Genomic DNA, 13,456 nt, shown 5'->3' with positions numbered 1-13,456 from the left:
TAATTCCCTGGCTTCTTCGCGGGCGTCCGCCGACCATTCGGCCATGGTCGAGGTTCGAGTCACCGGCGGGACGGTTCGCGGCACCGCCGAGCGGGGGATGGCGGTGTTCCGCGGCATCCCGTTCGCGGCGCCGCCGGTCGGGGAGTTCCGCTTCGCCGCGCCGCAGCCGGTCGAGGCGTGGGACGGCGTGCGGGAGACGCCGGCGTTCGGGCCACCGCCACCGCAGGCCGAGGTGTTCGGCATGGACGGCATGGGCGCGGCCGGTGACGAGTGGCTGACGGTGAACGTCTGGTCGCCCGGCATCGTCGGCGACCTGCCGGTGATGGTGTGGATCCAGGGCGGCGCCTACACGGCGGCATGTCCGGCCTGCCCGAGTACGACGGCGCGCGGCTCGCGTCCGGCGGTGTCGTCGTGGTGACGTTCAACTACCGCGTCGGCATCGAGGGGTTCGCGCTGATCGAGGGCGCCCCCGCGAACCGCGGGCTGCTGGACCAGGTCGCGGCGCTGGAGTGGGTGCGCGACAACATCCGCGCGTTCGGTGGTGATCCGGCCCGCGTGACGGTCTTCGGTCAGTCCGCGGGTGGTGGTTCGGTGGCGGCGTTGTTAGCGATGCCACGGGCTGCAGGGCTGTTCCATCGGGCGATCGCGAGCAGCGTGCCGGGCATGTTCTTCGCGCCGGAGCTGGCCGCGGACATCGCGACCGCGTGCGCCGCCGAGCTCGGGTTGCGGCCCACCGTCGCCGATCTGTCCACTGTGGAGCCGGAACTGCTGCCGGTCGCGGGCGACGAGGTCATGGCCAGGATGCGGCAGTTCACCTGGTGGGGGCAGGCAGCGCACAAGATGATCCCGTTCGCGCCCGTGGTCGACGGTGACGTCCTGCCGACGACGCCGTGGGAGGCGCTGAAGTCCGGCGCCGGCCGTGACGTAGAGCTGATCGCCGGGCACACGCGTCACGAGCAACGGCTGCTGTCCGTGTTGGAGGGCCTGGTGGGCAGCGTGACGCCGGAGCAGGCGTCGGAGGCGCTGGAGGTGTTCGCGCCCGGCCTCGCTTATCCGGCGATGGAGCCGGAGGAGCTGTTCGAGGTGGTCTGCTCGGACTGGCTGTTCCGGATGCCGTCGCTGCACCTCGCGGAGGCACAGGTGGCGGCGGGCGGCCGGGCGCACGTGTACGTGGTGGCTTTCGAGCCGACCGACGTGTTCCGCGCGTGCCACGGGATCGACGTGCCGCTGGTGTTCGGCAACCTCGACCGTGGTCAGGCGGCCGTGGTGCTCGGCGAGATCACGCCGGAGGTGCGGGAGGTGTCCGCCCGGATGCGGGCGGCGTGGACGGGGTTCGCCCTGAACGGCGATCCGGGCTGGCCCGCCTACGACCTCGCCGGCCGCGCGACGCGGGTGTTCGACGTCCAGGACGAGGTGACCGCGTACCCGGAGGAGCGGTCGCGGCTGATCTGGCAGGACCACACGTGGGAATACCTGCCCCTGAAAGGCGTTGTACGCGCCGGAAGGGAGGTTCGATGAACAACGAACTCTCGGTGCACGACAGCACGATGTTCAACGCCTACCAGCCGAACGGTGAGGTGGCGGCAGATCGCTGGGTGACGGCGAGGCGCCTGTTCGACGCCGAACACGTCGAGACTCCCGCCGAGAAGTGGGAGCGTGCACAGCTGCTGTTCGAGTCCCGCGACTACGTCAGGGCCGCGGAACTGCTGGCCGCTGTCGTCGGCGAGGTGCCGTTCCAGACGGACCTCCACCTGCTGCTCGCCCGCGCCTACTACCACTCGGCGCAGCTGGGCAGGGCCGAGGCGCAGCTCCGTGTGATCGTGGACCGCGACCCGGTCGAGCACTACGCCCACTTGCTGCTCGGCCGCACGCTGGAGCGGCAGGGCCGGCCCGAGGAGGCCGCGCCCTGGCTCCGTCTCGCCTCCGCGTTCGGTGGCGAACTGGCCGAGGTCTAGCCGACGTCCAGCTTGGCGAACGTGCGCAGGAGGCCCGGCGCGACCCGGCCGGCGAGCCGGGCCGCCTTGGCCTCCACCGTCACCGGGACCACCGGCTTGTTGCGGCGCACCGCGCGCACGATCTGGGTGGCGACACCCTCCGGGCCGAAGCCGCGCCGGGCGTAGATCCGGGACGCGCGGTCCTGCTTGCGGCGTTCCTCCTCGGAGCTGACGCCGGAGAACGTCGTGGTCGCGGTGATGTTCGTGTTCACCAGCCCCGGGCAGATGGCGCTGACGCCGATGGCGTGCGGCGCGAGCTCGGCCCGCAGGCAGTCCGACAGCATGAACACCGCCGCCTTGCTGGTGGCGTACGCGGAGAGGATCTTCGACGGCAGGTAGGCCGCCGCCGAGGACAGGTTCACGATGTGGCCGCCCTCTCCGCGTTCGACCATCAGCTCGCCGAACGCCCGGCAGCCGTGCACGACACCCCACAGGTTGACGTCCAGCACCCGTTGCCACTGCTCGGTCGAGGTCGACAGGAACGACCCGGAGTGGCCGATACCTGCGTTGTTCACGATCACATCGGGCACGCCGTGCTCGTCCGCGACCTGCCGCGCCCAGGCCCGTACCGCCTCTTCGGAGCGCACGTCGACCTCGTAGGCGTGGCCGTCGACCATGCCTGCGGTCTCCTTGGCCGCGGCGAAGTCCACGTCGGACACCACGACGCGAGCGCCGGTCCTGGCGAACGCCACCGCGGTCGCGCGCCCGATGCCGCTGCCGCCACCCGTGATCACGACGAGCTCGCGCTTCGGCGTGGAGTCCGCGACGAACTCGCTGATCATCCGGGCGAGCGGCTCCGGGTGGCTCAGCGGCGCCCAGTGCCCGGCCGCGATCTTCCTGCGGGTGAGCGACGGCACCCAGCGTTCGAGGTCCAGGGGTTCGGTGCGGATGTAGCGGTCGTGGACCGGCTGGACGACCTGCACCGGCATGGGTGCGAACCGCTGTCGCGGCGAGCGCATGACCTGCCGGATGTTGGCCCGGTACAACGAGATCCCGCGCACCGCGTCGGATGTGATCGTGCGCGCGGGCTTGACCTGCACGCCCTCCAGCCGCCGCAGCGCGCCTCCCCAGCGCGGGCCGAGGTAGAGCCGCCAGAACAGGGGCGCGAGCACCGGCAGGTGGAACGCGCCGATGTACCAGGACCGGAGGAACTGCCGGAGGTGGGCGATCGACAACCCCTTCCGCGACCAGTGCCCCATGTGGTCGAGGCACGGTCCAGAGATGGAGGTGAACGTGGCGATCCGCGCGCCGGGCGTGGTCACCGCCTCCCACGACTGGATCGAACCCCAGTCGTGGCCGACCAGGTGCACCGGCTCGTCCGGGCTGACCGCGTCGATCACCGCGAACAGGTCCGCCGCCAGTCGTTCGAGCCGGTAACCGTCCTCAGTGGACGGCGGCGTCGAAGCACCGGCGCCCCGGACGTCGTACGTGACGACGCGGAAGTCCTTCTCCAGCAGGGCGGCCACGCGGTCCCAGACCTCGTGCGTGTCCGGATACCCGTGGACCAGGACCACCGTCGGCCCGGACGTGCCGCGCACCTGCACGGCGAGTTCGACTTCCCCGGAACGCACCTTCACAGTTCCTCCAAGACGAGCCTGTCACCAGCGGGCCGGTCCACGCAGATCCGCACGCCGCCGACGTCGCATGTGCCGCAGAACCCCTGCCGGCAGGAGTAGGGGACCGACGGCCGGAAGTCCCTGATCACGTCGAGCGCCGACCGGTCGGCCGGCACGTCGAGGGATACCCCGCTGCGCCGCAGTTCGACCGTGAACGGCCGCCCGTCGACGATCGGTGGCGGGCTGAAGCGTTCGAAGTGCAGCCAGCGCGAGGAGAACTCGGCCCGCACCTGGTCGAGCATCGACGCCGGTCCGCAGCAGTACACCGCGCTGCGCGGCGTTGCCTCCCCGAGCAGTGCCTGACCGCGTCCGATCCGCACGTCGACGCGCCCGACCGGGAGTTCGTCCAGGAACGGCATCGCCGCCATCGAACGCCCGCAGTACACGAGACGCCAGTCGAGGCCCGCCCGCGCGGCCGCGTGCACCATCGGCAGGATCGCGGTGATCCCGATGCCGCCCGCCACGAACACGACCGGCCCGATCCCGGCGAACGGGAAGGCGTTGCGCGGCCCCCGCACCTGGATCCGGTCACCGACCCGCAACGCCTGCACCTCACGCGAACCGGCGCCGACCTCGCGGACCGCGATCCGGTAGGTGTTCTCACCCGGATCACCGCACAGCGAGTACTGGCGGCGCAGCCCGGACGGCAGGTGCAGGTCGAGGTGGCAGCCTGGCTGCCAGGCGGGCAGTGCCGGCCCGCCGAAACGGAGGCCGACCACACCCTCCGCGACTTGTGAGCGTTCGACAACGTTGAGCCACAAGGAATCCCGTGCGGTGCCGGGTCGCGCCCGGCCGCCGAACCGGGTGACCGCGGCGTCGTAGAGGTTCCCGAACCGAGTCAGGCCCCGCAGCATCGAACCGCCTCTCCGTGCGTGGAGGGGGCGGCCTCGGTCGAGTCGCGGCGCATCAGTGCGCCTCGCGGGCGGCGGGGGAGGAGGCGAGGTACGCGATCGCCTGCGATGTCGACCCTTCCTGCTTCGGGTGGTACGCGGGGTGGAAGTACCGCAGGAACGCGCGGAAGATCTCCGACAGCTTCGGCAGCAGCCCGCGCCGCCCGGCCCGCATCGACTCCCGCCAGGTGAGCCGCACCCGCGTGGTCCTGTCCGCGCGCACCATGAACCGCGCTCCGCGCACCCACAGCCAGAACAGCACCGGCGCGACCAGCAGCATCGCCCGCGCCCGCCGCACGTACCGGCGGTCGAGGTGGCACATCAGGTCGTACGCGACGCTGCGGTGCTCGACCTCCTCGGCGGCGTGCCAGCGCAGCAGGTCCAGCATCACCGGGTGGATGCCCGCCCGGTCGAGCGCGTCGGCGTTCAGCATCCAGTCGCCCAGGTACGCGGTGAAGTGCTCGACGGCGGCGACGATCGCGACCCGTTCGATCAGTTGCTCGCGTGCCTGCGCCTCGGTGAGGCCCGGCCTGGGTCCGAGGATCCGCTGGAACACGTGCTCCATCTGCCGTGTGAACGGCCGCGGGTCCAGTCCGTTGGCGAGCAGGTGATCGAGGACCTCGCTGTGCGCCTCGGCGTGCATCGCCTCCTGCCCGATGAACCCGAGCACGTCCTCGCGCAACGTGTCGTCGGAGATCAGCGGCACGGCCTGCTGGAACGTCCGCACGAACCACCGTTCGCCCTCGGGCAGCAGCAGGTGCAGGACGTTCATGACGTGCGTGGTCACCGGCTCGTCCGGGACCCAGTGCATCGGCAGGGTCGACCAGTCGAACTGCACGTCACGCGGCTGCAGAACGAGGTTGTCCGGCTCCATCGCAGTACCTCCGCCAATTACTACGCCTGCGTAGCTTTGTGAAAGCTACGCCACCGTAGCAATATGGTCGGGTGAACACAACGCGTCGTAAGTACGCCCGCCGCCTGCCGCCGGAGCAGCGCCGCGAGCAGCTGCTGGACGCCGCCCTCAGCCTCATCCCCGCCGGCTTCGACACCGTCACCATGGAGTCGGTCGCGAAACACGCCGAAGTCACCAAGCCCGTGCTCTACGACCTGTTCGCCAACCGGGGCGAGCTCATCAGCGCCCTGCTCGAACGCGAGGCGGGCCGCGCCACCGAACAGGTCCTGGCCGCACTGCCCACGGACTTCGCCACCCGATCCCCGGACGACGCCTTCGCCTACGCCGTCCGGGTCTTCGTGAACGCCGTGGTCGAAGCGCCCGACCGCTGGCGCCTCGTGCTGCTCCCGCCGGAGGGCACCCCGCACGAGTTCCGCGACCAGGTCGAACTGGTCCGCGCCGGCGTCCTTGCCCAGATCGAGGACCTCGCCGCGCTGGGCCTGAAGGAGCTCGGCCGCCTCGACGACCTCGACTCGGCCCTGCTGGGCCACGCGATGCTCGCACTGGCGGAGATGTCCGGACGGCTGGTCCTCACCGAACCGGAGAAGTTCACGCCGGACCGGCTGGCGGCCTTCGTGACCCGGATCGCGCACGGCCTGCGCTGAGCGCCGCCTGCGTCCGGGACGTCGTCACCGCCTGGTGCGGACGTGCGTGAGCAGTGCCAGCCCGGTCGGGTCGAGACCGGCTGACACGTCGCAGCCCGGCAGCAACGCGCGGACGGCGCGCTCGTCGCGTTCGACCACCGACCAGTCCATCAGGTACTCGAGCGACCACCGGAACGGGTTGCCGGTCGTGCTGCTGGAGAAGTAGAACGTGCCGCCGGGACGGCAGAGCCTGGTCAGCACGGCCTCGGTCAGCCGCACGGCCGCGCGGTCGTTGAGGTAGTCGTACAGGCCGTTGACCAGCACCAGGTCGAACGGCCCCAGTTCGGCGAGCTTCGGCAGCGCGCGGAACACGTTGCCGGGGACCGCGGTCGTGACCTCGTTGAGCAGCCCGAGCCGCTTCTGGGCCAGTTCCAGCGCGTCCGGGTCCACGTCGGTGAGCACGAACCGGTCACCGGGCCGCAGGATGCCGGGCGGGATGAGCCGCAGGTCGGGGGCGGCGCCGGAGGCGATCAGCAGCACCGAACGCGGGCCGTTGCGCGGCGCGGTCAGGGTGTCGCTGATCAGGCGGGCCTGGTGCATCACCCGGTTGCGCTGCTGCTGGGTGATCGCGGAGCCCTGCAGGTGCGCCTCGACGTGCCAGCCGAGCGTGCCCGCCTGGGCGTTGTTGGCCTGCGCCATCACGTGCTCGACCAGCTGGAAGTCGCTCGGGTAGCCGCGCGCCCACTCGTTCTCGTCGCGCATGAAGGGAGAGCGTGAACATTTCGAGCGCGCGGGCTGGACGATCGCGGCGATGTCCTCGTCCGGCACGCCCGCGAGCACGCCGGCGCCGATCTGCGTGCTGAGCGTGCGGAAACGGCCACCGACCAGCATGTGCGCCGACGGATCGGCGAGGTCGAACTCCCGCTCGCTGCGCAGGAATCCGTCGACGGCGTCGTTGAGCCGGTGCAGGACGTCGGTGCTGTGCGGGAGCACGGTCATCAACCACTTCCTCGGTGCGGCAACGGTTCCAGAGCCTGTCAGGCCGAGCGGCTGATCAACAGAGTCTTTCGGGTAATACGGGGAAAACCCCGCCCCGGTTCGCCGGAGAACACCCGAGCTCAGCGGCTCGCCGCGGTGACGGCCTCCGCGATCGCCTGGTGGCCGGCGGGCGTCGGGTGCACGTCGGTGCGGTCGCAGAAGTAGGTGAGCGTGCACACCTTGGCGACCGAGGCCGGGATCTGGCCGTACTTCGGGTCCTGGGTCAGCTCGGTCAGCGCGCCGTAGCCGCCGGTCGAGCTCGTGACGTCGGCGAACTTTGCGCCGAACCGGCCGTACTGGGCCGCGATCCTGGTGTTGAAGTCCTGGAACATCGTGACCGACAGCCGGGCGAGGTTCTTGCCGTTGGGGAACGACGGGTTCACCCACGCGCCGAGGAACACGTCCGGGTAGGTCAGCCCGACGATCTTCACGTCCGGCGCGGCCTCCCGCAGTTCGGTGAGCGTGCCGGCGACGTTGGTCTGGATGTCGGCGACGGTCCTGGTCGCGCACTCCAGCGGTTCCTGCGACAGTGCGCACGGCGCCAGGTCGTTGCCGCCGATCACCACCGTGACCAGGCCGGTCTTCCTGCCGCGCAACGCGTCCACCGCAGCGTCTAGCTGGGTCTTGCCGCCGGCGTCCGGGCCGCAGGCCGGCTTGGAGGCGAGGTCGGCGGACGTGGCGCCGTTACAGGCCAGGTTGATCAGCTTGAGGCCCGACTGCCTGGCGACGATCTGCGCGAAGCTCTCGGTGGGGCCGTTCGGGCCGAAGCCCGTCGCGTAGGAGTCGCCGATGGACACGTGGACCTGCTGGTCGTCCGGTGGCTGTGTGCTTGATGTGGGTGCCGGGATTGGGGTGGGTGGCGTTGAGGAGCACGCGCCCAACGCCAGCAGTAGCGTCAGGAACAGCGCAAACCTCGGCACAACTGCTCCTTTTGTCTGGAACTGATGTGTTGAGGCTACGAAACCGTGCGTGAGGGGCCTGTCAGCGGGCGGCGGCTTTGGTGGGTGGTCGGCTTTGCGGGCCGCGACTCTTGTGGGTGGTCACCTTGCGGGCGGCGGGCTTGCGGTTGCGTGCTTCCCCTGGGGGCGCTGCCCCCAGACCCCCGGCAATCTGATCAGGGGGTCCACGCCACGGGTGGGTTGATGGCACGCCTGTTGAGTTGGGCGGCTGCCGGTTGGTTTGAGGGTTGCGTTGGCGGTGGGGTCCCATCGCCTGGCCCGTTCGGTAAGGACGGCTCGCCTTCGGCGTCGCGTGCGATCTGTGGAGCCGACCACCGAGGCGCCGGTGGTCGTGCTGGTCGCGGGCATTCCGGGTGCGGATAAGAGCACGCTGGCTGAAGGAGTGGCCAGGCGGCTTCGCACGCCGATCTTCTCGATGGACTGGGTGATGGGGTCGCTAGTGCTTGCCCGTGCGGTCACTGACGAGAATGCGGCCGAGGTGGTTGACCTCCAGCTCACGGCTGCCGTTGCCCGGCATGTTCAGTTGGGGATCGACGCTCGTTGAGCGGCTTGGTGGTGTATTTGTCGGCGTCGAGTGTGTTTGTTCTGACGCGGTGGTGCATCGGCAGCGGGTCGAGGGGCGTAGCCGGGGGATTCCTGGTTGGCACGCAACGGTTCCGTGGCAGCACGTTGAGCGGATGCGTGGGCTGTGGGAGCCGTGGGACGAGGACCACCTGGTGCTCGACTCGGCCGTGGAGACTCCGGACGGGTCGGTGTCGCTTGTGGTGGAGTTGGTGCGGGGTCTGCGGTCAACAGGGGAGACCGCAGACCCCGGGATCGTGGGGCGTTAGGCGCTTTCTGCTGCGGCTGCTCGGCCTGCCGCGCGGCCGGAGAAGAGGCAGCCGCCCAGGAACGTGCCTTCCAGTGCGCGGTAGCCGTGTACGCCGCCGCCGCCGAAGCCGGCTACTTCGCCTGCGGCGTACAGGCCGCGGATCGGTTGGCCGTTCGCGTTCAGTACGCGGCCCTGCAGGTCTGTTTGCAGGCCGCCCAGTGTTTTGCGGGTCAGGATGTTCATCCTGATCGCGATCAGCGGGCCGGAGCCTGGGTCGAGGAGCTTGTGCAGGCTTGCCGTGCGGGCGAGGCTGTCGCCGCTGTAGGCGAGGGAGTTGCGGATTCCCATCACCTGCACGTCCTTGGTGAACGGGTTGTCGGTCTGCTGGTCGCGGACGGTGATCTGGCGGCGCAGGTCGTCCAGGTTGATCAGGTTCTGGCCGGTCAGCGCGTTCATGCCCGCCACGAGGTCCGGCAGGTTGTTCTTGATGACGAAGTCGACGCCCTTGTCCATGAACGCCTTCACTGGCGGCGGCGTGCTGTTGAGCAGTCGCATCGCGAGGTAGGCGATGAGGTTCTTGGCGGTGATCTCCGGGTTCTGCTCGGAACCGGAGAGCACGAACTCCTTGTCGATGATCTTCTTGTTGAGGACGAACCACGAGTAGTCGTAGCCGGACTTGCCGATCAGCTCCAGCGTGCCCAGCGTGTCCAGTGACGGGATGCCGGGGTTGGGGAAGCGCTTGCCTCGGGCGTCGAGCCACAGGGACGACGGTGCCGCCAGCACGCGGATGCCGTGGTCCGGCCAGATCGGCGTGTGGTTGATCATGCCCTCGGTGTAGTGCCACATGCGGTCGCGGTTGACCAGGCGGCCGCCTGCCAGCTCGGTGATCGCCAGCATCCGGCCGTCGACGTGCGCGGGGACGCCGGTGACCAGCCGCTGGGGTGCGGGGCCGAGGCGGGCGGGCCAGTTGCGCCGTACCAGGTCGTGGTTCGCGCCGATGCCGCCCGAGGTGACGATCACCATCGGCGCGTACAGCTCGAAGTCGCCGACCTTGGTGCGGGAGCTGGGGGTGCCGCGTGCCGCGCTGCTGGGCTCCAGCAGGCTGCCACGCACGCCGGTGACGGCGCCGTTGCTGGTGATCAGGCCGTCGACCTGGTGGCGGAACTTGAAGGTGACCTTGCCGTCGCGGACTCCCTCGCGCGTCTTCTTCTCGAACGGCTCCATCACGCCCGGACCGGTGCCCAGCGTCATGTGGAAGCGCGGCACCGAGTTGCCGGGGCCGTCCGCGAGCTGCCCGCCGCGTTCGGCCCAGCCGACGATCGGCACCCAGCGCACGCCGAGGCCGTACAGCCAGTCGCGCTTCTCGCCGGCGGCGAAGTTCAGGTACGCCTCTGCCCACTTCGCGGCCCAGTGGTCCTCGCCCAGGGGATCGTTCACACCGCGGTCGAACCCGGCGGTGTTGAACCAGTCGGCGCGGGCCAGCTCCAGCGAGTCCTTGATGCCCGCGGTCCGCTGCTCCTGCGAGTTGACGAAGAAGAGGCCGCCGAGCGACCAGAACGCCTGTCCGCCCAGGCTGGCCTCGGGTTCCTGGTCCAGCAGCAGGACCTTGCGGCCCGCCGCGGCCAGTTCGGAGGTCGCCACGAGACCCGCCAGGCCGTGTCCGATGACGATCACGTCCGCGTCGACCCGCGGCGCCGCCCCGGCGACTGCCTGCCCCAGAGTCCCGCTCGCGGCGATCGCGCCGATCGCGCCACTCGCGGCCAGCAGGTCGCGGCGGCTGATGTTCCGGTCTGACATCCCAGGGCCTTCCTCGTTGAAGGGTGGAGCCAACGCGAATTACTCTCGCGTATAGGAACTAACCAGTAACCGGAGAGCGGGGGATAGGGTCCCGCCACCAAACGGCGACGGCTGTGTTGTGGCCGTCACACAACGTGGTGTTCGGGAGTCGACGTGCCGGGTATGTCCGCGATGGTCCGCCAGGTGCTCGCAGCGGTCGCCGCCGATGACAAGGTCGTCGAACGAGTCGTCGACGCGGCCCGCGGCAACTCGCCGGAGGTCGCCCGGCTGCCCGCGGAGGAGAACCGCCGGCACATCGCGTTCCTGCTGTCCGAAGGGGTCGCGCACCTCGAACGCGGCGGCTCGCCCGACGACGGCGACTTCTCCGCCGCGTTGTCGCTCGGGGCCGACCGCGCTGCCCAGGGCGTGTCGATGGCGGGGTTGCTACGCGGAGTGCACGCCGGGCGCACCGAGTTGATCAGGGCGAGTGTCGAGCTCGCGCGGTCGCTGGGGGTCGACGACGGCACGATCCTGGACTTCATGATCGACCTGGACCACTACGTCGGCGCGGTCGAGCGGCACATCATCAGCGGCTACCACACAGCCGAAATACAGCTGTCGCGCACGGCCCGCGATCTCAACGCCCAGGTGCTGCGGCGGTTGCTGGTGTCCGGCGAGTTCCCGGACGTTTCCGAACTCGCGCGCGCCGGCCTGCGTCCCGACGGGCGTTATCACTGCGTGGTGTCCGGGGTGACCGACCCGAGCCACGCGCGGACGCTGGAACAGCGGCTGCACGCGTTCGGCGGTGTGTACGGGCTGGTCGAGGGGCGCCTGGCGGGACTCACGCACGTGCCGCCGTCGTGGTCGGACGATCTGCTCGTGGTGTCGCCCGCGACCGCGCTGAAGTCGTTGCGGGGCACGTACTCGATGTGCACGCGGGCGCTGGCGGCCGCGGGAGCCTCTCTGGGCGTGCGGCTGTTGACCGATCTCGCTGGTGAGACCGCTCTCGCGGCGTTCCCCGGGCTGGCGGACACACTCGCCGACGCGCTGCTCGGCCAGTTGGACCCGAAGAGCACGTTCCACCACGAGATGGTCGTGACGGCGTTGTGCTACCTGGACAACGGTGGCCGGCTCAGTGCGACGGCCACCGCGCTGCACATCCACGCGAACACCGTGCGGTACCGGTTGGACCGGCTGGTGGAGCTGACCGGCACGGACCTCGGCGAGAACCCGGATGCGGGACGTTCACACGTGCTGACGACGCTGCACACCTGGTGGGCGCTGCGGTCGTGGATCGACCGCAGCGCCGGGTGACGCCCTTTAAAGGCGGTAGAAGTTGGCGTAGTGGTCGGGGGAGAAGTAGACCGTGCCGGCGGTGCGGTCGACGATGATCCGGTACGCGTCCCGGGACGCGCCGCAGGCACGCGGGTAGACGTCGAACTCCAGGTAGCTGTGGCCTGCGGGCAGCTGGCCCTCGCGGTTCTGGTGCACACCGCCCGCGAAGTTGCACTGGCCGTTCGGCCAGCTGTTCCAGCCACGCGTGCTCGGGTAACCCTTGCCCGACCAGGTCGAGTTGGCGGTACGGGCCGCGGAACAGCGCGACTGCGTGCACGAGTTGTAGACGGCGGCGTCGGCCGCGGGAGCGACGGCCGTGGTCACGCCCAGGACGGACGCGACGACGGCGAGGGCGGCGAACAGGCGACGTGTCCGGTGCGGTTGCAGGGTTTGCACTTCAGACCTCCATCGGCAGGGAACGAGGAACGTCGTGATCCTTTCTGTTGATCACCACGAGCTGATGAACGGCAGGGAACCATCCGCGCAACTGTGGCCACCCCAAGCTCGCACATCCGGCGCCCCCGCGCACGGCTCGGGCCGTCCACGACTCTGAACGCCCGAGTTGATCAACTCCGAACAGCCGATTGCGGATGCTGCCTCCGGCGATAGATTTGTCCAATGACAGCACGAAAGCACTTGTTGGTGCTGTTGACCTTGCTCGTGGCCGGGTGCACGGCCCCGCAGGACGGCAGACCTTTCCCCGCACCCCGCGTCTCTTCTCCTGACACAGCAGCGAAAGAGCCGTCCACAAAGGTGCGTGCCGTTGTGGACGGCCGCACCGTCGAACTGGCGGACGGCACGCGCGCCCGCATCTCGCTGCTCGCCGAGCCGACGCCGTGCGCCGCTCCCGCTGCTCTCGACTTCGCCACGAAGGCGTTGCTGGACAAAGAAGTCCGGGTGAGCAGCATCACGCCGGGCGAGGTCTCGCTGGCGCTGCCGGACGGCACCGACTACGCGTTGCTGGCCGTCCAGTACGGCTTTCTGCGCACCGCCGGCGTGGACGGTGGCCCGCTGGTCGAGGCGGAAAGCAAGGCGGAGAAGGCGAAACTCGGCCTCTGGGCGCAGGGCGGATGCCCCACGCCGACCGCTCCGCCGCCCTCGTCGACCAGCGTCACGGCTCCGCCGCCCGCCCCGCCGTGCATCGTGGTCTACCGGATCACCAACCAGTGGGCCGGCGCGTTCCAGGCCGACGTGACCATCCGCAACGTCAGCGGCGCGTTGGTCGAGGGCTGGACGGTGCGCTGGCGGTTCGCCGACGGAGAGACCGTGGCGCAGCTGTGGAACGGCACGGTGTCCCAGTCCGGTGCCGATGTGAGCGTGACCAACGCCGGCTACAACGCGCTGATCGTCAAGGACGGCTCGGTGACGTTCGGGTTCAACGGCGCCGCCACCGGGCCGATCGAGGCGCCGAGTTCGTTCAGCGTCAACGGGACTGCCTGCACGACCGGTTGAGGCCAGACACTCGATGGAGTGGCTTTCCGCTGAATGGAAAGAGTCGGTC

Annotated in this window: 15 protein-coding genes; 8 read left to right on the top strand and 7 right to left on the bottom strand. The window is 70.0% G+C overall.

Annotation, left to right across the window (positions count from 1 at the left end; genetic code table 11):
• Window positions 1-43: 43 nt before the first annotated feature.
• The 3 genes from IG04_RS48645 to IG04_RS0122820 are packed head-to-tail and all read left to right on the top strand — an operon-like array spanning window position 44 to window position 1,955.
• On the top strand, window positions 44-418 hold the full coding sequence (locus IG04_RS48645) for a carboxylesterase family protein (RefSeq protein WP_276326695.1): 375 nt from the start codon (window positions 44-46) through the stop codon (window positions 416-418).
• The gene (locus IG04_RS48640) at window positions 358-1,518 is read left to right on the top strand and encodes a carboxylesterase/lipase family protein (protein ID WP_276326704.1); all 1,161 of its coding nucleotides are present in this window, start codon (window positions 358-360) and stop codon (window positions 1,516-1,518) included. Before IG04_RS48645 ends, IG04_RS48640 begins: the two co-directional genes overlap by 61 nt.
• Window positions 1,515-1,955: a tetratricopeptide repeat protein gene (locus IG04_RS0122820; protein WP_245816088.1), complete on the top strand. Its 441-nt coding sequence runs from the start codon at window positions 1,515-1,517 to the stop codon at window positions 1,953-1,955. The genes IG04_RS48640 and IG04_RS0122820 overlap by 4 nt, the downstream gene beginning before the upstream one ends.
• On the opposite strand, the gene IG04_RS0122815 is transcribed toward IG04_RS0122820, so the two are convergent.
• Genes IG04_RS0122815 through IG04_RS0122805 form a run of 3 tightly spaced genes read right to left on the bottom strand, consistent with a single transcriptional unit; the run spans window position 1,952 to window position 5,374 of the window.
• Entirely contained in the window at window positions 1,952-3,565 is a 1,614-nt protein-coding gene (locus IG04_RS0122815) for an SDR family oxidoreductase (protein WP_245816089.1), read from the bottom strand. The two genes, IG04_RS0122820 and IG04_RS0122815, sit on opposite strands and share 4 nt — an antisense overlap.
• Before the next feature lie 2 nt (window positions 3,566-3,567).
• The gene (locus IG04_RS42765) at window positions 3,568-4,464 is read right to left on the bottom strand and encodes a PDR/VanB family oxidoreductase (RefSeq protein WP_051770450.1); all 897 of its coding nucleotides are present in this window, start codon (window positions 4,462-4,464) and stop codon (window positions 3,568-3,570) included.
• Between the two features lie 52 nt (window positions 4,465-4,516).
• Window positions 4,517-5,374 carry a metal-dependent hydrolase gene (locus IG04_RS0122805; RefSeq protein WP_030478727.1) on the bottom strand — a complete coding sequence of 286 codons (858 nt, stop codon included), beginning with the start codon at window positions 5,372-5,374 and terminating at the stop codon, window positions 4,517-4,519.
• A gap of 71 nt (window positions 5,375-5,445) precedes the next feature.
• Between IG04_RS0122805 and IG04_RS0122800 the strand changes: the two genes are divergently transcribed.
• On the top strand, window positions 5,446-6,057 hold the full coding sequence (locus IG04_RS0122800) for a TetR/AcrR family transcriptional regulator (RefSeq protein WP_030478726.1): 612 nt from the start codon (window positions 5,446-5,448) through the stop codon (window positions 6,055-6,057).
• A gap of 24 nt (window positions 6,058-6,081) precedes the next feature.
• On the opposite strand, the gene IG04_RS0122795 is transcribed toward IG04_RS0122800, so the two are convergent.
• On the bottom strand, window positions 6,082-7,035 hold the full coding sequence (locus IG04_RS0122795; RefSeq protein WP_030478725.1) for a class I SAM-dependent methyltransferase: 954 nt from the start codon (window positions 7,033-7,035) through the stop codon (window positions 6,082-6,084).
• A 119-nt stretch (window positions 7,036-7,154) separates the two neighbouring features.
• Window positions 7,155-7,871, bottom strand: a complete 717-nt coding sequence (locus IG04_RS0122790; RefSeq protein WP_030478724.1) for an SGNH/GDSL hydrolase family protein — start codon at window positions 7,869-7,871, stop codon at window positions 7,155-7,157.
• A 463-nt stretch (window positions 7,872-8,334) separates the two neighbouring features.
• On the opposite strand from IG04_RS0122790, the gene IG04_RS0122785 reads away from it, so the two are divergent.
• Window positions 8,335-8,577 (top strand): P-loop nucleotide/nucleoside kinase family protein, encoded by a 243-nt coding sequence (locus tag IG04_RS0122785; RefSeq protein WP_030478723.1) that lies wholly within the window; start codon window positions 8,335-8,337, stop codon window positions 8,575-8,577.
• A gap of 133 nt (window positions 8,578-8,710) precedes the next feature.
• Window positions 8,711-8,863 (top strand): hypothetical protein, encoded by a 153-nt coding sequence (locus IG04_RS46645; protein WP_157512971.1) that lies wholly within the window; start codon window positions 8,711-8,713, stop codon window positions 8,861-8,863.
• On the opposite strand, the gene IG04_RS0122775 is transcribed toward IG04_RS46645, so the two are convergent.
• Window positions 8,860-10,641: an FAD-binding dehydrogenase gene (locus IG04_RS0122775; protein ID WP_030478722.1), complete on the bottom strand. Its 1,782-nt coding sequence runs from the start codon at window positions 10,639-10,641 to the stop codon at window positions 8,860-8,862. The genes IG04_RS46645 and IG04_RS0122775 overlap by 4 nt on opposite strands.
• Before the next feature lie 162 nt (window positions 10,642-10,803).
• On the opposite strand from IG04_RS0122775, the gene IG04_RS0122770 reads away from it, so the two are divergent.
• On the top strand, window positions 10,804-11,934 hold the full coding sequence (locus IG04_RS0122770) for a PucR family transcriptional regulator (RefSeq protein WP_030478721.1): 1,131 nt from the start codon (window positions 10,804-10,806) through the stop codon (window positions 11,932-11,934).
• Between the two features lie 6 nt (window positions 11,935-11,940).
• Here IG04_RS0122770 and IG04_RS0122765 read toward each other — a convergent pair whose 3' ends face one another.
• Window positions 11,941-12,351, bottom strand: coding sequence for a ribonuclease domain-containing protein (locus IG04_RS0122765; RefSeq protein WP_030478720.1), 411 nt, complete (start codon window positions 12,349-12,351; stop codon window positions 11,941-11,943).
• 369 nt (window positions 12,352-12,720) lie between these two features.
• Here IG04_RS0122765 and IG04_RS47700 point away from each other — a divergent pair, with 369 nt between their 5' ends.
• Entirely contained in the window at window positions 12,721-13,407 is a 687-nt protein-coding gene (locus IG04_RS47700; RefSeq protein ID WP_030478719.1) for a cellulose binding domain-containing protein, read from the top strand.
• Window positions 13,408-13,456 lie beyond the last annotated feature (49 nt).

This window comes from Lentzea albidocapillata, from assembly GCF_000719115.1.
In the GTDB taxonomy this organism is placed as follows: Bacteria; Actinomycetota; Actinomycetes; order Mycobacteriales; family Pseudonocardiaceae; genus Lentzea; species Lentzea albidocapillata.
The sequence above is the reverse complement of the archived record's forward strand: the minus strand, read 5'-3'. Positions and strand labels throughout refer to the sequence as shown.

What these genes read in the sequence shown, in the direction of transcription:
- IG04_RS48645 (WP_276326695.1), top strand. Translation starts at nt 44, where the DNA reads ATGGTCGAGGTTCGAGTCACCGGCGGGACGGTTCGCGGCACCGCCGAG.
- IG04_RS48640 (WP_276326704.1), top strand. Translation starts at nt 358, where the DNA reads ATGTCCGGCCTGCCCGAGTACGACGGCGCGCGGCTCGCGTCCGGCGGT.
- IG04_RS0122820 (WP_245816088.1), top strand. Translation starts at nt 1,515, where the DNA reads ATGAACAACGAACTCTCGGTGCACGACAGCACGATGTTCAACGCCTAC.
- IG04_RS42765 (WP_051770450.1), bottom strand. Translation starts at nt 4,464, where the DNA reads ATGCTGCGGGGCCTGACTCGGTTCGGGAACCTCTACGACGCCGCGGTC.
- IG04_RS0122805 (WP_030478727.1), bottom strand. Translation starts at nt 5,374, where the DNA reads ATGGAGCCGGACAACCTCGTTCTGCAGCCGCGTGACGTGCAGTTCGAC.
- IG04_RS0122795 (WP_030478725.1), bottom strand. Translation starts at nt 7,035, where the DNA reads ATGACCGTGCTCCCGCACAGCACCGACGTCCTGCACCGGCTCAACGAC.
- IG04_RS46645 (WP_157512971.1), top strand. Translation starts at nt 8,711, where the DNA reads ATGCGTGGGCTGTGGGAGCCGTGGGACGAGGACCACCTGGTGCTCGAC.
- IG04_RS0122775 (WP_030478722.1), bottom strand. Translation starts at nt 10,641, where the DNA reads ATGTCAGACCGGAACATCAGCCGCCGCGACCTGCTGGCCGCGAGTGGC.
- IG04_RS0122770 (WP_030478721.1), top strand. Translation starts at nt 10,804, where the DNA reads ATGTCCGCGATGGTCCGCCAGGTGCTCGCAGCGGTCGCCGCCGATGAC.